The sequence below is a fragment of the Shewanella sp. 0m-6 genome (assembly GCF_052977325.1).
Map to the genome: position 1 here is coordinate 94,235 of NZ_JBRIMD010000008.1, position 19,581 is coordinate 113,815.

Annotated in this window: 18 protein-coding genes and 1 other annotated feature; of the genes, 8 read left to right on the forward strand and 10 right to left on the reverse strand. The window is 42.6% G+C overall.

From position 1 onward, the window contains the following. Positions 1-13: 13 nt before the first annotated feature. Entirely contained in the window at positions 14-1,300 is a 1,287-nt protein-coding gene (locus ACVBJC_RS08490; RefSeq protein ID WP_447160435.1) for a cation:proton antiporter, read from the forward strand. Between the two features lie 198 nt (positions 1,301-1,498). Here the strand turns inward: ACVBJC_RS08490 and pheA are convergent, their stop codons facing one another. After that, positions 1,499-3,472: a prephenate dehydratase gene (pheA, locus tag ACVBJC_RS08495; RefSeq protein WP_447160436.1), complete on the reverse strand. Its 1,974-nt coding sequence runs from the start codon at positions 3,470-3,472 to the stop codon at positions 1,499-1,501. A 79-nt stretch (positions 3,473-3,551) separates the two neighbouring features. Further along, positions 3,552-3,672 (reverse strand) — a sequence feature (Phe leader region). A 119-nt stretch (positions 3,673-3,791) separates the two neighbouring features. After that, positions 3,792-4,154 carry a ribosome hibernation-promoting factor, HPF/YfiA family gene (gene hpf, locus ACVBJC_RS08500; RefSeq protein ID WP_012154318.1) on the reverse strand — a complete coding sequence of 121 codons (363 nt, stop codon included), beginning with the start codon at positions 4,152-4,154 and terminating at the stop codon, positions 3,792-3,794. 309 nt (positions 4,155-4,463) lie between these two features. On the opposite strand from hpf, the gene ACVBJC_RS08505 reads away from it, so the two are divergent. Next, entirely contained in the window at positions 4,464-5,156 is a 693-nt protein-coding gene (locus ACVBJC_RS08505; protein WP_447160437.1) for a cytochrome b/b6 domain-containing protein, read from the forward strand. A gap of 88 nt (positions 5,157-5,244) precedes the next feature. Here ACVBJC_RS08505 and ACVBJC_RS08510 read toward each other — a convergent pair whose 3' ends face one another. Further along, the gene (locus tag ACVBJC_RS08510; protein ID WP_447160516.1) at positions 5,245-5,688 is read right to left on the reverse strand and encodes a c-type cytochrome; all 444 of its coding nucleotides are present in this window, start codon (positions 5,686-5,688) and stop codon (positions 5,245-5,247) included. A 245-nt stretch (positions 5,689-5,933) separates the two neighbouring features. Between ACVBJC_RS08510 and trpR the strand changes: the two genes are divergently transcribed. Then, the gene (trpR, locus tag ACVBJC_RS08515; protein ID WP_447160438.1) at positions 5,934-6,209 is read left to right on the forward strand and encodes a trp operon repressor; all 276 of its coding nucleotides are present in this window, start codon (positions 5,934-5,936) and stop codon (positions 6,207-6,209) included. A 78-nt stretch (positions 6,210-6,287) separates the two neighbouring features. Here trpR and ACVBJC_RS08520 read toward each other — a convergent pair whose 3' ends face one another. Both ACVBJC_RS08520 and slyD read right to left on the reverse strand, forming a co-directional pair. Further along, positions 6,288-6,662 (reverse strand): hypothetical protein, encoded by a 375-nt coding sequence (locus tag ACVBJC_RS08520; RefSeq protein ID WP_447160439.1) that lies wholly within the window; start codon positions 6,660-6,662, stop codon positions 6,288-6,290. 123 nt (positions 6,663-6,785) lie between these two features. Next, the gene (gene slyD / locus ACVBJC_RS08525) at positions 6,786-7,406 is read right to left on the reverse strand and encodes a peptidylprolyl isomerase (RefSeq protein ID WP_447160440.1); all 621 of its coding nucleotides are present in this window, start codon (positions 7,404-7,406) and stop codon (positions 6,786-6,788) included. 710 nt (positions 7,407-8,116) lie between these two features. Between slyD and thrA the strand changes: the two genes are divergently transcribed. From thrA to ACVBJC_RS08545, 4 genes are all read left to right on the forward strand, one after another. Next, entirely contained in the window at positions 8,117-10,582 is a 2,466-nt protein-coding gene (thrA, locus tag ACVBJC_RS08530; RefSeq protein ID WP_447160441.1) for a bifunctional aspartate kinase/homoserine dehydrogenase I, read from the forward strand. Then, entirely contained in the window at positions 10,579-11,514 is a 936-nt protein-coding gene (thrB, locus tag ACVBJC_RS08535) for a homoserine kinase (protein ID WP_447160442.1), read from the forward strand. Before thrA ends, thrB begins: the two co-directional genes overlap by 4 nt. A gap of 47 nt (positions 11,515-11,561) precedes the next feature. Further along, positions 11,562-12,848, forward strand: coding sequence for a threonine synthase (gene thrC, locus ACVBJC_RS08540; protein ID WP_447160443.1), 1,287 nt, complete (start codon positions 11,562-11,564; stop codon positions 12,846-12,848). Between the two features lie 257 nt (positions 12,849-13,105). Further along, entirely contained in the window at positions 13,106-13,396 is a 291-nt protein-coding gene (locus tag ACVBJC_RS08545) for a hypothetical protein (protein WP_447160444.1), read from the forward strand. Between the two features lie 17 nt (positions 13,397-13,413). On the opposite strand, the gene nfo is transcribed toward ACVBJC_RS08545, so the two are convergent. Next, positions 13,414-14,268, reverse strand: a complete 855-nt coding sequence (gene nfo / locus ACVBJC_RS08550) for a deoxyribonuclease IV (RefSeq protein WP_447160445.1) — start codon at positions 14,266-14,268, stop codon at positions 13,414-13,416. 244 nt (positions 14,269-14,512) lie between these two features. Between nfo and ACVBJC_RS08555 the strand changes: the two genes are divergently transcribed. Next, positions 14,513-15,052: a hemerythrin domain-containing protein gene (locus tag ACVBJC_RS08555; RefSeq protein ID WP_447160446.1), complete on the forward strand. Its 540-nt coding sequence runs from the start codon at positions 14,513-14,515 to the stop codon at positions 15,050-15,052. A 101-nt stretch (positions 15,053-15,153) separates the two neighbouring features. Here the strand turns inward: ACVBJC_RS08555 and ACVBJC_RS08560 are convergent, their stop codons facing one another. The 4 genes from ACVBJC_RS08560 to ACVBJC_RS08575 all read right to left on the reverse strand — a co-directional run bounded on the left by ACVBJC_RS08560 (position 15,154) and on the right by ACVBJC_RS08575 (position 19,544). Further along, on the reverse strand, positions 15,154-15,345 hold the full coding sequence (locus tag ACVBJC_RS08560; protein ID WP_447160447.1) for a DUF3545 family protein: 192 nt from the start codon (positions 15,343-15,345) through the stop codon (positions 15,154-15,156). A 221-nt stretch (positions 15,346-15,566) separates the two neighbouring features. After that, the gene (gene pgi / locus ACVBJC_RS08565) at positions 15,567-17,204 is read right to left on the reverse strand and encodes a glucose-6-phosphate isomerase (RefSeq protein WP_447160448.1); all 1,638 of its coding nucleotides are present in this window, start codon (positions 17,202-17,204) and stop codon (positions 15,567-15,569) included. Between the two features lie 17 nt (positions 17,205-17,221). Continuing rightward, a complete protein-coding gene (tal, locus tag ACVBJC_RS08570) occupies positions 17,222-18,178 on the reverse strand; it encodes a transaldolase (RefSeq protein ID WP_447160449.1) in 957 nt (318 codons plus the stop codon). Between the two features lie 283 nt (positions 18,179-18,461). Beyond that, a complete protein-coding gene (locus tag ACVBJC_RS08575) occupies positions 18,462-19,544 on the reverse strand; it encodes an OmpA family protein (RefSeq protein WP_447160450.1) in 1,083 nt (360 codons plus the stop codon). Positions 19,545-19,581: the final 37 nt, after the last annotated feature.

A 19,581-nucleotide genomic window follows, 5' to 3' on the forward strand; every position in this document is an offset into this window, starting at 1 on the left:
ATGAGACTTCACTGTGACTAGTTACGAAATCTTATGTCTACTTTCTGTGCTTTCTCTGGTGATATCTCTTGTCTCTTCACGTTTACATCGTTGGCAACAAACCGTCACTATTACTGCACTGGCATTGTGTTTGAGCTTAGCTATTTTGGTGGCCGGTAAGATCTTTGGTATAAAAATTTATTCAACCTTAGTGACCGATCTAGAGCAGCTTGATTTTACAGCTCTACTGCTTAATGGAATGCTGGGTTTTTTACTGTTTGCTGGCACGTTACAGATTAAGCTCAATATATTAAAAAAACAAAAGTGGGAAATATTCATACTGGCTTTTGTGGGGACGCTAATATCAACATTTGTTGTTGGTAGCTTGCTGTACCTATTCGCTATTGCTATCGGTTTACCCCTAAACTTTAGTTATTGCCTGCTATTTGGTGCACTGATTTCGCCAACGGATCCTATTGCGGTGTTGGCAATCATTAAACAGCTTGGCGCGCCAGAAGATATTGCCACTCAGGTTGAGGGTGAATCGCTCTTCAATGACGGTATTGGTTTGGTAATTTTTATCACCGTTTCACAAGTCGCGTTTTCAACTGAACCGTTAACATTTATTGATGTAAGTAAGCTTTTTATTAGAGAAGCGTTAGGCGGTTTACTCTACGGTGGAGTATTGGCCGCTATTCTACATGGCATGCTGCATTTCTCTGAAGAGCGAACGCAGTATTTACTGATGACATTATTGGTGCCGAGTGCAGGTTACATTGGGGCCGATATGTTGGGGGTTTCAGGGCCCCTAGCCATGGTCGCAGCCGGAATTATCATTGGCAATGTGAGTGTGCCTAAGTTGCTAAAGGAAGAGGAGCAAGGACACCTAGAGAGTTTCTGGTTATTAATAGAGTCATTTTTCAATTCATTATTGTTTCTGCTATTAGGCTTACTACTGCTACTCATTCATTTCGATGTTGAGTTGTGGTGGTTTATGCTGCTTGCTGTCCCGATAGTGTTAATTGGGCGCACTATCAGCATTTATCTACCTTATTTTGGCTTTAGGCGTTTTAGGCACTATAACTCTTATGCAGAAAAAATCTTGGTATGGGGAGGATTACGTGGCGGCTTAGCGTTAGCGATGGCGATGAGTTTACCTACCGGCATAATTGTCATGAGTGGCAGCAATATAGACCTGCGAGAGCTGCTAATGGTGATGACTTACGCTGTGGTGGTTTTTTCTATCTTAGTCCAAGGGACAACGATCCCTCGGTTGATTGATAAAAGTAACGCTGAGCAAGCTGCTCAGCGTAAACGCTAATTTCAATTCAGACGCGGTTTGATAATGAATATCAGTTTCTTTATCAAGCCGCCGCTATCAAATAATCAATATCAAGCTATCGCTATCAAATTGTCTGTATAAGCCATCGCTATTAAGCTGACTATATCAAATAACTTATATCGAGAGACTAACTTTCAAGATACTGATATAAAAGACTAATATAAATTTACCCGTAAGCTAATGGTATAGATTGCCTAATAGCTCATTGAAGAGCGTTGTAGAGTCAGCTTTTGATGCTTGCTCAATAGCACTTAAATTCACCATGACACCATCGCCTTTTAACTGTTTTATCGCCTTAACAAATGTAGGCATTTGTTCTGCTTCAATCGCGTAGCTTGGATTGACCAAAATAGGTAAGTGACTCAGGGCTTTTAGCTCAACCAATGCCGCTAGATCCAGTGATGGTTTTCCTGAGTTATTAAGGGTTGTGACCCCTGATTCACACAAGATAAGTTGTTGATTACCTTGGCTCAAGATAACCTCTGCTGCATTAAGCAGATCATCGACGCTAGCCATGGTATTGCGCTCGACTATAACCGGAACCAGTAAAGAGCCAAGTTGGGTTAAAATGGCTTGGTTATACATTAGATTCCCCGATAGCATGACTACATCTGCAAACTGAGTCGCCATGGTTAAATCGGTTTCATGTTCAATGACAAGGACACAAACTAAATCAAATTGTGCGAGAGCATGCTTAAACTTATTGATGGAGTTAATGACATCGCTTTGCTGGTTTAATCCCTGTATCGCAACGGCTTGGAAACCTGATTCTTTAAGCTCTTTTGCTAGCTGCTCAACTTGCTGAAGCTCTAGGGGGAGTTGTACTTGAGCTATCGCACCGATATTACCGGCTCCTAGGTTTAGCTGGCCGCAGATAACTTGCGTAGACTCACTCTTATATTGCTTACTAAAGCGCTGTTGCTTACTACTGGTTGTTGCTGCAACAGTGGTCGACTTAGAGGTGTTAGGCTCAATCATCAACTGGCTATTACTCAGTTGAGTAGGCTTAACGGTTTCACAGGGATAGCAACCGAGCACTTTAATAAAGCGAGTGGTGCGCTCTAACTCTTTAAGCGCAGCTTGCATCGGCTCGCTTGATAGATTGGCATCGATATCTAAATAGAACATCTCTTCCCAAGGCGTGCCAGGAATAGGACGAGATTCGAGTTTACTCATATTAAGATTACGCGCCTTTAACACAAGTAAGGCCTCAACGAGTGCGCCAGGCTTTTGGCCTGTAGCCATGATCAGTGTGCACTTTGCTGGAAGCTGCGATGGCACTTCAACAGCCTTTCTTGCGACAACGATAAAGCGGCTTTGATTAATTTTTTGATTGGCAAGATCTGCTTCAATCGCTTCTAATTGATACAAGGCGCCGCCTTCTGCACTACCGATAGCAGCGACACTGTTATCATTTGCATTACAGACTTTTTCCATCGCTTCTGCACTACTAGAGCAATACTCTAGTTTGAATTCACCGTGCTGACTTAAGTAGCGACTGCATTGACTAATCGGCTGAGGATGTGCATAAACAGTTTTGATGTCACTAATAGTGCTGCCGCTATTGGCCAGTAAGCAGTGACCAACCTCGATGGTGGTTTCCCCAACAATAGCAAGACTGGTGTGCTGTAATACGTCATACACTTCGTTAATAGAGCCTGAAGAGGTATTTTCTATTGGCAGGAAGCCATAGTCGGCGTGGCCAGATTCAACGGCTTGTACTATTTCATCGAAACTTTTGCAGCCTAAATCTTGCATCTCCACTTGGCGTCTATCGCAGTATCGGCTGGCAGCTAGATAGGAGTATGAACCTCTAGCGCCAAGGTAGGCGATACAATATTGCTGCTGTTGGGTTTCTGGATTTGCGCGGCCGTGTAAATAAGCTTGCTGGTTAAGCACTGAGTCTTCGATGATGCTTTGATAGAGTGAGATGACATAATGGGCATCTAATCCTTGCTCACGCCCCTGTTTTACAAGACGTGATAACAGCTCTTTTTCCCGGGTAGTATCGCGGATTGGTCTGACATCGACTTCTTTACTGCGTGCGACATCTAGGCTTAATTCTCTGCGCTTTGCTAGCAGAGCCAGCAGTTCATTATCGAGACTGGTGATCTGCTCTCGAGTGTGATTTAAGGGTTGTGGTTTACTCATCTTAGCCTCTGACTCTTGTATTGCGCTTAGTATTAATACCCTAGTGATAAGCATGACAATGTATGCTTACCTTAGCTGATATAAAAAAGCCTCCCATGTGGGAGGCTTTGGAATTTTCACTTTCGTTTTTACACCGAAATTCCGCCTCCGAGGGTGGGGGACATAAAAAAGAAAGTAAAAAACGTAGTATGGATTTTATTCATTGAAATAAAACTAAAGCGGGGGGCCTTAAGTGTCAATAAAAACTTAGCATAATTGAGTTTTTTGCAATAAAAAGCGCACCCGAAGGTGCGCTTTGCGTGTAAATTTAACAATAATATCAAGCTGCGTATTCCTCCTCTAGGTTGTCATCAAAGTCGTCATCAATGGCATCATCTTCTATTTTAAGTGTTGCGTGACGTTGACTTTCAGGTTTATGAGTCAGGCGGTTTAGCTGTTTCTCCAGCTTTTGTCCCATTGCATTAATAGCTGCATAGAGGTCGTCGTGTTTCGCCTGGGCAAATAACTTGGCACTTGGGATGCCGACAGAAGCTTCAATTTTAAACCCTTGCTTCTCCTGTAAAATAATTACGTGTGGATTAATTAGCTGCACATCGTGTCTTGCTAATTTCTCTAATCTGGCTTCAATACGTTCGCGGATAGACTCAGTAACTTCAAAATGCTTGCTAGTAATCTTTATCATATGTCGAACCTTTTGTTGTTTCCTTGAATTCAGACTACCAATCTCAGATATGAAAGTCGTGATCTAAATCACGTTTTATTGGCTCTTTTAAACTGTTCGCCTTTTATTTGATCACTTAGACAAATATAGACAATAACTGGCCAAATTTCCTTGTAAACCCCAAAAAATCAGGTCATATTGGATTGGATAAGTCGTCCCTTATTTAGTGTTTTCAGCAAAAAAATCAGTGTAAATAACTCGATAGCTCTTCAGTAATTCCGCGTTTATAATGACCTCCTCAGGTAAATTAATTTTCAAGAGTGACAGTTGATGGAACAAAATCTGGTCAAAATTAAAGTGTGGGATCTTCCGACGCGTGTTTTTCATTGGGGTATGCTGTGCTTACTCGGTGGGTTATGGTGGACAGCCGATGCTGGTGAGATGGAGTGGCATCAAATTCTTGCCTATGGCTTGATGATTTTGATTGCTGTAAGGCTTATCTGGGGACTCGTTGGCAGTGATACGGCTCGTTTTAGTCACTTTGTTTATTCACCTAAAACGGTTATTCACTACCTCAATCGAACTCGACGCGAAGGGATCTCATCATCAATAGGCCATAATCCCGTCGGCGGTTACATGGTGGTGACCTTAATTACGCTTATCTGTATTCAGCTGATAACGGGCTTGTTTGCAACCGACGATATTTTTACTGAAGGCCCTCTGTATTCGTTTGTTAGCTCAGATACGGCAAGTTGGTTAACTTGGTTACATAAGAAGAACTTTGACTTGATTTTAATCTTAGCGGCAATGCACGTGTTAGCCGTTGGAGTGCACATGATTAAAGGCGATAAAATTCTTGGTGCCATGTTTAGCGGTTATAAAAGTCTACCAGAATCGGAAATAACAGATTCTGGCGCTAACAATTTAGCCTTCGCATCCATGTTAAAAGCACTTGTTTTAGTCTTAGTGGTGGGCGCTTTGGTACTGAACTATCTGATGTGGCCTGTGATTGATATGCTCTAAGGACTTAAATAAAAAGCCAGTCGGGACTCAGACTGGCTTAATGGAAAGTATGCCTCTAATTCTGGACTAGAGGGGCTGACGTTTATAGTTAGTCTTTTTTATAAACGTCATGACAGCCTTTACAGCTTTTTCCTGTATTGCCAAAGGCTTGCTTCATCTCTTTCTTATCACCGCTTTTTGCTGCCAGCGCAAGAATCGCGGCGTTCTCTTGGAAGGTTTTCATCTTGGCATCAAAATCAGCTTTATCACTCCAGACTTTAGCTAATGCTTCGGTGTCACCTTTATCAGAACCTGCAACAAAGCCTTCAAGTGGTAGCTTTGATAAGGCTGCAACATTTTCAGCTCGCATAGCAAAAACTTCAGCGTTGAACTCTTTTTTGCCTTTAAGCATTGCACCCATGTCACCAAAGTTATGGGCAATCATGCTAAATGCAGATTGACGGTAATCGATTGCGTCATCGGCTTCTTTAAAGTTATTTGCATATGCACTAGTGGCTAGGGTCGCAGTTGCTGCTAGTGCGATAAGGCTCATTTTGGCTGTCTTTTTCATGGTAATTCTCACGTTTTTATTGTGTTATGTGATCTGTTTTCGCCTAATGTATATAGTTTTATCTTGCTGACTGCAATCGTTTTTCACAATAGTTACTCTTAGTTACAAATGAGTTTTATTTAGTAAGAGCTAATGTTGTTATAAAAAGTGCATGGTGGTTGGCATTCTTGATACAATCGCTGTAATGACGCACTAGTACGTGATTGTGGCTGAAATTAGGAGATAAAATGCGAGCAGAATGGGGTTCGGTTTTAGAGAAAGTCTTATCGCATCAAGCGCAGGACGATTTAACTGTATTGTTTGAGCTGTTACTAACGGAAGAGGAACGCAGTGCTGTCGCGGGCAGGCTAAAAGTTTTTCAGATGCTATTAGATGGTGAGATGAGTCAGCGTCAAATTGCGCAGGAATACCAAATAAGTATTGCGACGATTACACGTTGCTCTAATTATCTTAAGCATATGACTGAGCAGCAAAGAGAAAAGGTTAAGCTGTTAATCTTGTAAATGATTAGGTACGAAGCAGGGCACGAGCAGGAATGGTTTCCTGATGTGCCGAGCAGATTCATCTTCACCTATCCGATATCACAATAGTGGCGCTGCAACGATTCGATGTTTGCGATACTGGGTACGTCTTAAACCTATATATAGTGCGTAGCTGAGCAACATAAGGCTCAATACTGGTGCTAACCTTGAGTCGAGTTTTAACAGAAGTAGCGCCATTAATAGGTAAAGTGCAGGGGTATGCTCATAAAGGGCTATAGGAAGTAAGCCTTTTTTTCTACGTTTTTTAGGATCCGTTCGGCGGTTACTCGAGCGTAATGCATAAATTTTACTTCCTAGCAGAAATAATAACACCGCAAAAAGCAGGGCGTAGGTCTGTTCTAACATAAGTATACTTGCGCTGGCGATAGTGAAGTAGCAGTAGGGTAGAGCTTCATAGACCGTTTTTGAGAGCATTGCAGTTCCTTTGCAAAAATAACTAATAATTCCGTAGCTTAATGTTAAGTTTTTTATTATAGAGCATAAAAAAAGCCCGTTTCATTATCATTAATGAAACGGGCTTGAATTCAACCTAAAGAACTAGTGTCTGCAGCCACAGCCGCCGTTACCGTCACAACCTTCTTTAGCTTCTTTAGTTTCGTCATCACTGCAGCATCCGCCTTCGTGACCGTGATCGTGTCCGCCGCCACAACATCCACCTTCATGAGAATGTTCATGACCGCCGCATCCGCCGCCGTGAGCGTGAATGTGGCCGTGGGCAATTTCTTCTTCAGTCGCTGCACGTACTTCAAGTACTTCAACATTGAAAACTAAAGATTGACCTGCAAGAGGATGGTTGCCATCTACAATAACAACATCATCTTTAACTTCTGTCACTTGTACTGGACGTTGACCCATTTCAGTCTCTGCGATAAAACGCATACCTGGAACGATGTCTTCAATGTCGCCAAACGCTGATATTGGTACTTCTTGGCGAAGCCCATCATGATATGGACCGTAGCCTTGCTCTGCATCTACGGTGACATCAAGGGTGTCACCCTGTGCTTTGCCTTCAAGCGCAGCTTCTAGACCAGGGATCATGTTTTCTGCACCATGCAGATAGATCATTGGCTCGGCTTCAAAAGAACTTTCTACAAGCTGGCCTTTCGCATCTGATAATCGGTAATGGATGCTAACAGCACATTTTTCGGTGATTTTCATATTGGCTCCAATCGGAAATTTGCGCGCATTCTAGCCTGCTTTAACGCTATTTGCGATAGATTGAATGCACTTCTGCTACCTAAGCCACATCTTTAGGGGGATAAATTAGTATTGGCTTAAACGAGCTGGATTAGATACAGAAGGAATTTTCATATCGAGTGCAAACTTATTCATAGGTCGATTTTTGTCAGTCTGTCAGCCCCTTTTTGCTGAACTATTAAGAATGTTACGTTTGGCCTATTTCATATTTAAGTCGTGGATTTGTACCGATTTTGATATTCTGACTTTTTAGGTGGCAGCTATCTGTTTGATTTTGATTGTGTTATTTGTTTTATGGGTTTTGGTTTACGTCAACGTAACTTAGCCGTTATGTAATAAATTCTTCATTAAACTCCCATTGATAGTTGTTTTATGGCTGTTTTATCTCGTTTATTGCTAATAGTCTTAATAATAACAATAAAGTTGGTTTTAGGGGTTGACACTCGTTAGCAAAAAAGCAATTGTGTTAGTACACAAATCAATCCAATTGGATAGAAACGAATTTATATGTTTAGCCAGGTTTTAATGAACACCACCATTATTACAACCACCACGATTACCAACGTGGGGGCGGGCTAAGCACAACCTGATATAAGTAAAATATCAAGCCCGCTCCCCCAAAAGGAGCGGGCTTTTTTGTTTCTTAGGTGGCGCGGCACAAGGAGTTTTTGATGAAAGTAATGAAATTTGGTGGAACCTCGCTGGCGAATTGGCAGCGCTTTAAAGGCGCAGCAGAAATTATCAGCCAGTCAGCTCATTCACAAGCAACCGCCGTAGTATTGTCAGCCCCAGCCACAGTGACAAATGGCTTGATTGAGATGGTTGATGTTGCGGTGAATGGCGGTGACTACCGCGCCGTGTTAGCCAAAGTAGGAAGGGTGTTTGATGAACTATATGCTGCGGCGGCTGCCAGCTTAAGTGCAGAACAAAATACTTTGCTTAATGAAAAACTGCAGCAACAACTCACATTTTGGCAAAGTAAGCTTGAAGGGATGAGCTTACTTGAAGAGTGCCCTGAAAGTGTTGAAGCACAAGTTTTAGTTGGAGGGGAAAAGCTATCATCTGCGTTAATGGTTGAGGTGATGAAGTCCTTTAACCATAGCGCTGATTTATTAGTGCCAGAGTCTCTACTTGTCGGTTATGGCCCTCGCCTAGAATCTGCTGTTGATATTGAAGCGAGTAAACTGCGCTTCAATGCACTGGATTTATCGGTCGCGCAGGTTTGGGTAATGCCTGGATTCACTGCAGGCGACAGCGAAGGCAAGGTGGTTACACTTGGGCGTAATGGTTCAGATTATTCTGCGGCGGTGTTGTCAGCTTGTCTTAGTGCTAGTTGCTGCGAGATCTGGACTGATGTGGACGGCATTTATAATACTGACCCACGAGTGGTGACAGACGCCAAGTTGTTATCGCAACTGAGTTATCAAGAAGCGATGGAAGTATCATATTTTGGCGCAAAAGTACTGCACCCAAAAACGGTCGCACCCATTGCTCAATATCATATCCCTTGTTATATCCGTAATACTTTTAACCCAGATGCAGTCGGCACTCTAGTGTCTGATAAGCCAGACGAAACAGGGTTACATGTTAAAGCCATTTCAAATTTAGATGATCAAACCATGTTTGATGTGTCGGGACCTGGTATGAAGGGGATGGTCGGCATGGCGAGTCGTACACTGGGGGCGATTTCGCGCTCCGGCGTATCTGTGTCCTTGATCACTCAAAGCTCCTCTGAATACAGCATCAGTTTTTGTGTTTCTACTGAAGATGCGATTAAAGCCAAGTTTGCCCTAGAGCAAGAATTTGAACTTGAACTTAAAAACGACATTTTAGAGCAGATTGAGATGCGTCACGATTTAGCGATAGTCTCACTGATTGGCGATGGTATGCGCACTCACAAAGGTGTTGCTGCCAAGTTTTTCCAGGCGCTTGCACAAGCGACCGTTAATATTGTTGCGATTGCTCAGGGATCATCAGAGCGCTCGATTTCAGCTGTTGTTGAGCAGCGCAAGACTAAGCATGCAATAGCGGCATGTCATCAGTCATTTTTCGATGTGCAACATTACCTTGATGTATTTCTTGTGGGCTGTGGCAACGTCGGGGCTGGGCTGCTTAAGCAGATTAATAAACAGCGCAAGATATTAAAGCTGCAGCATATTGCCATTCGGGTTTGTGGTGTCGTGAACTCACAAAAGATGTTGTTAGATGCCGAAGGTATCGATCTTAATAACTGGCAGGGGTTGTTAGCAGATTCTGAGCAGCAAGCGGATCTTGATGCGATGTTAGTGTGGGCGAAAGAGCAACAACTACTCAACCCTGTGCTGGTGGACTGTACTTCAAGTGAATTGGTATCCGATAAATATATTGATGTTATGAATGCAGGACTTCACGTTGTTACGCCTAATAAGAAGGCCAACACTCGTGATATGGCTTACTACCAAGATTTAAGGAAAACAGCGCTTAAACAGCGTCGTCAATTTCTTTATGAAACCACAGTCGGCGCTGGGCTACCGGTTATCGATAACCTAAAAAAACTGCTATTCGCCGGTGATGAGCTGCAACGCTTTAATGGTATTTTATCCGGTAGCTTGTCCTACATCTTCGGTATGTTAGATGAGGGCATGACACTGTCTCAGGCGACATCTATTGCAAGAGATAAGTGCTTTACAGAGCCAGACCCTAGAGATGATTTAAGTGGCATGGACGTGGCGCGTAAGGTATTAATTTTGGCTCGTGAAGTGGGAATGAATTTAGAGCTGAGCGATATCCACGTAGAATCAGTACTGCCCGACTCATTTGATGCCTCTGGTGACGTGAATGCATTTATGAACAATTTACCGTCTCTTGATGCTGCCATTGCCCAGCGGGTAGAAGCGGCAAAATCACAGGGTAAAGTGCTGCGTTATGTTGGCCAAATCGATGAGGAGGGCTGCAAGGTTAAGATTGTTGAAGTTGATGCCGCCGACCCTTTATATAGTGTGAAAGGAGGTGAAAATGCGTTGGCCTTTTACAGCCGTTATTATCAGCCGATCCCATTTGTTCTTAGGGGGTATGGCGCGGGTACCGATGTTACCGCGGCTGGTGCATTTGCCGATATTTTACGTACACTAAATTGGACTCGAGAGGTGGGCGTATGAGTGTCACTATTTATGCTCCAGCATCGATGGGCAACGTCGGAGTAGGTTTTGATTTACTAGGCGCGGCGTTAGCGCCCGTCGATGGTAGCCTGCTTGGTGATAAAGTCACTGTAGAGGCTGCTGAGAATGGATTGTCGTTGGTTTTAGCGGGTCATTGGGCTGATAAGCTTCCGCAGGATCCGCAACTAAATATTGTTTATCAATGTGCTGAATTTTTCTTAAGCCATTTAGATAAAAGTGCGGGACTTAAATTAACCTTAGAGAAAAATTTACCTGTAGGCAGTGGACTTGGCTCGAGTGCTAGCTCAGTTGTGGCAGCATTGATGGCGCTGAATGAATATTTTCAGCAGCCATTTAATCCGCAAGAACTACTGCGATTAATGGGCGAGTTTGAAGGCAAAATTAGTGGTTCAATTCATTATGATAACGTTGCACCTTGTTACTTAGGGGGGATGCAGCTAATGCTTGATACGCCCAAGAGTGTTTGTGAAGCGATCCCAGAGTTTAAGCAATGGTATTGGGTGGTGGCGTATCCAGGCATCTCGTTATCGACCTCAAGAATGCGCCAATTGATGCCAACTACATTCGATAAACAGACCACTATTGATTTTGGGCGTTATTTAAGTGCCTTTGTACACGCATCCTATAAGCAAGATGCAGATCTGGCGATTGCGGTATTAAAGGATGTGTTAGCTGAGCCTTATCGCGCTGGGGAGATCCCTCACTATCAAAATGCTAAAGCGGCTTTAGCCGAGTTAGGCATGCTAACGACGGGGATCTCTGGCAGTGGGCCAACACTTTTCAGTGTTACTGATGATCTGAGCGTCGCTCAACAAGCGCAGCAGTGGTTAGATACCTATTATATTGAAGCTGGTAAAGGGTTTTCTCATATCTGCAAAATTGATAGCACTGGCGCACGTAAAGTTGATTAAGCATGCCGGAAAAAGATCGTAATAAATTGAATTTAAAGGAAGTCACCATGGAATTGTATAACCTAAAGCACCCTTCACAGGTGGTAAGTTTTACTGAAGCGGTAAAGTTAGGTCTTGGAAAAGACAGAGGCTTGTTTTTCCCAAAACAGATCCCGCAGTTGCAAGATGTCGATAGTCTATTGGCGCTCCCCTTTGTTGAAAGAAGTAAGAAAGTCATTGGTGCTTGGTTAGCATCAGAACTTGGCCAAGATACAGTTGATAGATTAGTAGAGCGCGCCTTTAATTTTGAGCTGCCATTAGTGAAAGCCGATAGTAATCTCTATAGTCTTGAGCTGTTTCACGGCCCTACGCTTGCCTTTAAAGACTTTGGCGCTCGTTTTATGGCTCAGTGTTTAAATGAGTTAGCCAAATCAGAAAAAATTAATATTCTAACAGCGACGTCTGGCGATACTGGCGCTGCGGTAGCGGATGCATTTTATGGCTTAGATAACATTAATGTGGTTGTGCTATATCCAAAAGGAAAAATCAGTGTGCTACAGGAAAAGATGTTTACCACCTTAGGGGGCAACATCCATACCGTGGCGGTAGAGTCTGACTTTGATGCGTGCCAAACCTTGGTGAAGCAATCGTTTGAAGATCTTGATATTAGAGACGGTTTACATCTTAACTCAGCTAACTCTATCAATATCAGCCGCTTGCTGGCGCAAATTTGCTATTACTTTGAAGCGGTTGCTCAATTTAAGCTGCACAATGACAGCGATCCTGTTATTGCCGTTCCAAGTGGTAACTTCGGTAACCTAACGGCGGGCTTATTTGCTAAAGCCATGGGGTTACCTATCAAACGATTTATTGCTGCTACAAACAGTAATGATACCGTGCCACGCTATTTAGAAAGTGGTACTTGGTTGCCTGAAACAACGGTTGCGACAATATCTAATGCGATGGATGTAGCAGAGCCAAGTAATTGGCCACGTGTTGAAGCGATAGTGAAGGCGATGGATTGGTCTTTGGAAGATATTGTAGGGTTAGGGGTATCAGAAGCGCAAACAGCAGACTCTTTGCAAGCGCTTAATCGTTCGGGATACCTTTCAGAGCCCCATGCGGCTATTGCAGCATTAGCGCTTAAACAGACGATGACAGCAGATGAGAAGGGAATATTTCTCGCTACAGCTCATCCGGCTAAGTTTAATGAGGTGGTCGAGGAGATCCTTAATATTGAATTAGCGTTACCAGAGCCTTTAGCTAGAGTCGTTCCCAAAGCCATTTTATCGGCAGAATTACCGGCAGATTTTGAACTGTTAAAGGCTCACCTATTTAAGCTGTTATCGGTTTAGTATTTTACAAAATTACAAGTCGTTACTTAAACAAGGAAGCTGTTAACGCTTCCTTTTTTTTGTTGCTTAAATGTGTTGTTAGTGCGACCTGTGTAAAGCTGTGCAATCTTAGTTTTCATACTCTTTATAGTTAGTTAGTTTATTTAGCAGTTGATGCAGGCTGTGGTACTTAGAACTAACGCTGTGTGATTTTGGTCACAAATTTTAGCTGTGAATTTTTATATTGTGCGCGGCAGTTTTTAAAGAGGGTTGTTATTGTGTTTCGTGCTGTCATAGGTGTTTTATTAGTGAGTCTGTTAAGTGGTTGTGCAACAGAAGAGTTTGAACTTTACCACAGGATTAATGAAGCTTATGACTTTGAAGTAACCCATTGTGACAGCTTCGCTATGGTGACAGGAGTTGGGCGAGGCGATAATGCACTCGCTGATGCAAGATTGAGCGCAATTAAACAAGGCGAAGAGCTTAAAGGCACTCATATCGTATGGTTGCAATCAGACTTGGGCGAGCCAACCAAAGTCGTTGCTGTGATTTACAAATGTTTAATCTAGCAAAGGAGGGATGAAGTTCACTGCTTAGCGAGAAAACGTAACCAGTTTATCTCTTCCTGCCAGATCTCTGGGCGTATTGTTTCTAAAATAAGTGGGATCCCTTTAACCACATCGAGCTTCATTAAGCTGGCAAAAGCTTCTTGACCGATCTCCCCCTGTCCCAAGGATTCATGACGGTCTACTCTACTGTTGAGTGCCGTTTTACTGTCGTTTAAATGCATGGCTTTCAGGTATCGATTCCCCACTACCTTATCGAAAAGCTCAAAGGTTTGTTTGCAAGCAGCATGGGTGCGAATATCGTAACCTGCGGCAAACAGATGACAAGTATCAATACAGACCCCCACTCGAGACTTATCTTCCACACCATCGATGATCTGCGCTAATTGTTCGAAAGAGTGGCCTAGGTTTGAGCCTTGCCCTGCAGTATTTTCGATGACAGCAGTGACACCTGATGAGCGCTCTAAGGCTAAGTTAATTGATTGACTAATTTTTGCTAAGCATTCATCGATTGAGATCTGTCTTAGGTGACTACCTGGATGAAAGTTTAATAAGCTAAGGCCTATCTGTTCGCAGCGGTGCATTTCGTCGTAAAAAGCCTGACGAGATTTTTCTAGCAGCTCATTTTCAGGGTGACCTAAATTAATTAAGTAACTATCGTGAGGTAAAATAGATTCAAGGCTGATATTGGCATCAAGACAATGCTGTTTGAAAAGTAATATTTGTTTTTCTTCTAGATCATTAGCCTGCCAGCGACGCTGGTTTTTGGTAAACAGAGCAAAAGCGTTTGCGCCAATCGCAGCGGCATTAAGTGGAGCATTTGCGATACCGCCGGCCGCGCTAACATGGGCGCCAATAAGGTGAGAAGCTTGCATCTAAACTTGTCCTACTATCGATGTTCTATTTTCCAATATTATGCCACGGCATAGAAAAACCGGTTGAGTTTATAGAGGTATTATTTATTTTCAGTTAATTATCGAGCTATAACGTTATGTTAATTAATCTAAAATTAGTTGATCTTCATCATAAACTCGATAGCAGTCCACTTGTTATATTGGGTGTTCTTTATACGATTTACTAATATTAGTGGTAGTGGGTGGAATTAGGATGGAGATGACTATGCTAGCGAGGCTCATGCGCGATCATAAACATATTGCTATTTTACTTAAGGTTCTAAAGGACAAATACACTAAGCTGGCGGCTGGCGAAGCGATAAACTACAACCTAGTGCGAGATATCGTGGAGTATATGCAAAGCTATGCTGAGCATAGCCATCATCCATTGGAAGAGGTCATTTCAGAGTTTTACTGGAATAAGCTAGGCCGGGCACATATCAATGAAAAGCTCACTTCAGAACATCAGAAGTTAGGTGAAGCATCGGCGTCTTTGATGGCGACATTAAACCTGATTTTAAATGATATTGTGGTATCAAAACAGCAGTTAGTTACTGATTTAGAAAATTATGTGCGTTTACAGCAAGCGCATATGGAGTTTGAGGAATCGACAGTGTTTCCAAAGTGGAGGGAGGTTATTACCAATGAAGACTGGCACGTGGTTGCGGCTATGTGTGATGCTCGTTTGATTGATGACCCTTTGTTTAGTGATAACGATAAGGCGCTGTTTGAAGAACTTAGAGAGTACTTAATCGCGGCGGAATAGCTAGGTTCAACTCAGAAACTGAATTAAGAACTAAATCAGCGGTTAAATCAGAAACTATATCTCAAAATAAAAGAGCGCGTTAAGCGCTCTTTTATTTGGTGTTACATCAGGAGGGTGTCTAGCTCGCCACTGAAATTATTATCCATTTCTTGAAGTTCTTTAAGTAAACGGTGCTTTTCCTTTAGAGCTTCAATTTCACGCCACTTCCGCTTTTTATTGGAGCTTCTTGAGCGACTTGGCTTTTCAACTACACTATCCAGTTCTAGCGCACTACCATAATCGAGTCGATTCATGGCAACCTCCTGTTGTTTATTTTGTCTTCAAATTAATAGCATGATTTTTGTTCATGTTGCAACTTAAATGTTTCAAAAATGTTAAATCAGGATGAACTTTTAATGTTTTAGTATTCGTTGAGAGAAGATTAATATGGGCTTATCTGTAACCAATATGGAATGCTCAGCTGGAAAAAACAAAAAAGCCAGTCGAAACTGGCTTTTTTAATGCGCGTATGACTCTAGATATTTCCTTGCCTAAACAAGTTAATTAAGCCATTACTCGACGTATCGAGTTCATCGGCATCTTTATTTGCGCAGAGGCGTTCGAGAACATCATTTCCTAGCTGCTTACCAAGCTCTACGCCCCACTGATCAAATGAGTTAATTTGCCAAATAGCACCTTGAACAAATGTTCTGTGCTCATATAGCGCAATTAACGCACCTAAAGTTGCAGGAGTAAGCTTATCCATTAAGATGGTATTGCTTGGCTTATTGCCTGGCATCACCTTATGTTTAGCGATAAGTTGCTTTTGCTCATCACTAAGGCCGCTAGTGTTTAACTCTGTCAATGCTTCTTCATATGTTCGACCTTGCATCAATGCCTGGGTTTGACCAAAGCAATTTGAAGCAAGTTGTACATGATGTTCACCCACAGGGTTATGGCTGTTGAGTGGCATAATGAAGTCGGCAGGAATTAGCGCGGTTCCTTGATGTAATAGCTGGTGGTATGCGTGCTGACCATTTGTCCCTTCGCCGCCCCAAATTACAGGTCCAGTGCTGTAATCAACATCGGTACCATTTAGGGTGACGGACTTACCATTACTTTCCATATCTAGCTGCTGGAAGTAGGCTGGCAGGCCTCGTAGGTAATGATCATACGTTAACACTACATGAGACTGAGCATTGAAAAAGTTACCGTACCATAGCGAGAACAAGCCCATAATGACGGGCATGTTATTTTCTAATGGCGTGTTGGCAAAATGTTCATCCATCTCGTGAGCACCGGCTAATAACTCGCGAAAGTTGTCTATGCCGATGAGGAGTGCGATAGGTAATCCAATTGCAGACCAAAGTGAATAACGGCCTCCAACCCAGTCCCACATAGGGAAGATATTATTGACATCGATGCCAAACTCGGTTGCTTTAGCGACATTTGAGCTAACAGCGACAAAGTGCTTAGCGACATCAGATTGTGATGCTCCTTGCTCTAAAAACCACGCTTTGGCTGTAAGTGTATTGGTTAATGTTTCCTGGGTACCAAAAGACTTTGAAGACATCACAAACAATGTGGTTTGCGGATTTAAGCCTTTTAGCTTTTCGGTGATAGACGTGCCATCAACGTTTGCAACAAAGTGGCAATTGAGCTTATTCGTCCAGTAAGGACGTAGTGCTTGGGACACGATTTTAGGCCCCAAGAAAGAACCGCCAATACCGATACTGACAACGTCAGTAATCGTTTTTCCAGTGTAACCTTTCCAATTCCCCGACGTTACAGAGTCAACGAACTCACCCATTTTTGCCAATGTTTGCTGTACTTCGGCGACAATATTACAGCCATCGACATTAATGACTTTGTCAGCAGGAGCGCGTAGAGCGGTATGAAGCACTGCTCTTTGCTCTGTATTGTTGATGATTTCGCCTGCAAACATAGCCTTAATTTTTGATTCAAGCTGCGTGTCTTTGGCCAGCTTAAACAAAAGAGACATCGTCTCTTTTGAGGCGCGGTTCTTAGAGTAATCTAGAAACAATCCACAGGCCTGAGTCGACATGTCATTAAAACGCTGAGGTTCAGTGCTAAATAGCTCGCGCATATGGGAAAGCGTTTTACTGTGCTTTTCTAACGCTTGCCATACGGCTTGTTGAGTGAGTTCAGTCATCTTTTGGTCCTATAGGGTTAAGACGAAAGTTTATCTTTAAGCATGACTTCAAGTTTACCTTGGTCGATAGCGAAGTTGCGAATACCTTCAGCAAGTTTTTCAACTGCCATTGCATCTTCGTTAAATTCCCAACGGAACTGTGCTTCAGTCATTTCAGCTTCTGGTGCAACAACGTCAGTCGCAGGAAGTAACTTTTGTACAATTGGTGTCGTACTGTTTTGTAATTCTTCCAGTAGTGCAGGACCAATGGTCAATCTGTCACAACCTGCGAGTTCAATGATTTCCCCCGTATTTCTGAAGCTTGCGCCCATCACGACGGTGTTAAAACCATGACGCTTATAGTAGTTATAAATACTTGTAACTGACACTACACCAGGATCGTCAGTTGCGCTGTATTCAAGACCTGTGTCTTTTTTATACCAATCTAGAATACGGCCTACGAACGGAGAAATCAGGTAAGCACCAGCTTCTGCACATGCACGTGCTTGAGCAAAGCTAAACAGCAGCGTTAGGTTACAGTTAATGCCTTCTTGCTCAAGTTGTTTCGCGGCGCAAATACCTTCCCATGTTGATGCCAACTTAATAAGGATACGAGACTTGTCGATACCGGCAGCTTGGTAAAGGTTAATAAGCTTATGTGCTTTAGTGATTGATGCTTCTTTATCAAATGATAGGCGGGCATCAACTTCAGTAGAAATACGACCTGGAACAATTTTTAAGATCTCAAGACCGATATTAACCGCAAGCTTATCTCCAGCATCTTCAATCTGCTGCGCTAAATCGTCACTTTGGCTTTTTGCCCATTCGATAGCGTTTTCGATTAATGCACTGTACTCAGGGATTTCAGATGCTTTTAAAATAAGAGAGGGGTTGGTCGTTGCATCTTCTGGCTGGTAGCGTTTTATGGCTTCAATATCGCCAGTATCGGCAACAATGGTAGTGAAAGGTTTAAGTTGTTCTAATGTGTTGGCCATGTGTATCACATCCTTACTCTAGGAACTGCATCGATTGGACAATTAATTTAGCAGCTATTAAAAGCCATTTTAATGAACATTCCAACTATATATGAAAAAAAATTACACAAAAGTTGCAAAAAATCATTTGAAGCGTGTTTTTTGGTAATCTAAGTACAAAATTCTGCTAAAAATTGTTGTTGGGTAAAAGTTTAATCAAGAAGTATAGCGTTTTTATGAAGGCATAAAATTAAAAAGGCTCACGGTTGTGATAACCGTGAGCCTTTACTATCGAGTGTTGACTTTATTTAAGCACTGGAGTGACAGCTATATCTGTAACATGTGCTTCGATACGACGGTTTGCAGCGTTAGCTTCTGCAGAATTGCCTTCCATTAACGGCCTTGTTATACCGTAACCTTTAGTTGAAACTCTGCCCGGTTCAATACCGTATTCGTTAATAAGAACCTCTGCAACCCCGATTGCACGGCGTTCAGAAAGATCCATATTGTAGTCCGCTTTACCAGTATTAGAGGCGTAACCTGAAATCGTCACCGTAGAGTTAGGGTGCTGTTTCATATACGTAGCTAACTCAGTCATAGCACCATATGAAGACTTCTCTACTTTATCGGAGTTATTCGCAAACTTGGCTCCAATATCAAGCTGCGTCTCTACTTCTAGGTAGATAGGACAACCGTTCTCATCAACCTTATAGTCAAATGGCGTATTTGGACACTGATCCATATCGTCGTTGACACCATCATTGTCTGAGTCTAGTACTGGAACAACAGGCTTAGCTTTACTACCAAAGCGATAGCTTAGCTCAAGACCCCAGTAGTTGCTTTCCATCTCTAGGGTTTTCCATTTATCTTCGTCTAGATTTTCATAACGACGATACTTAGCTTGGACCTTAAGGTTGTCTGTAATGTTATAACCAATACCTGCGCCAACGTATGGAGCAACACCGCTGTCACTGTAGTATTCACTACCGTAGTTTTTGTTGTTTGAAATAAGGTAGTTGAAAGCACCTGCTTCAGCAGATAAGCTCCAATCACCCGCAAATGGCCAAAATGCCACTAGGCCAAGGTTCATACCTTTAGCGCCAACGTCATTGAGTTTATTTGAGTAGTCGACCCATTCAGCACGGCCTAAGTCACGATAACCAAGCTCTGCACCGAAGTAGTCGTTAAATAGGTAACCTGCGAATACGTCCCATGCATAGGGGTCATCTTTACCACAAGACTTCATGGTTTTTTGATCGCAATTAGGTTCGTAATTGTTGATGCCGACACCGCCACCTACGTACCAGGGGCTCATGCCGTCAGCTGCGCTAGCAGCAAAAGGTAACATCGAAGTAAGCAGAACTGCTTTTAGTGTATTGTTCATCATTCAAAATCCTTATGTTTTATTTATAAAACTCCTCCGT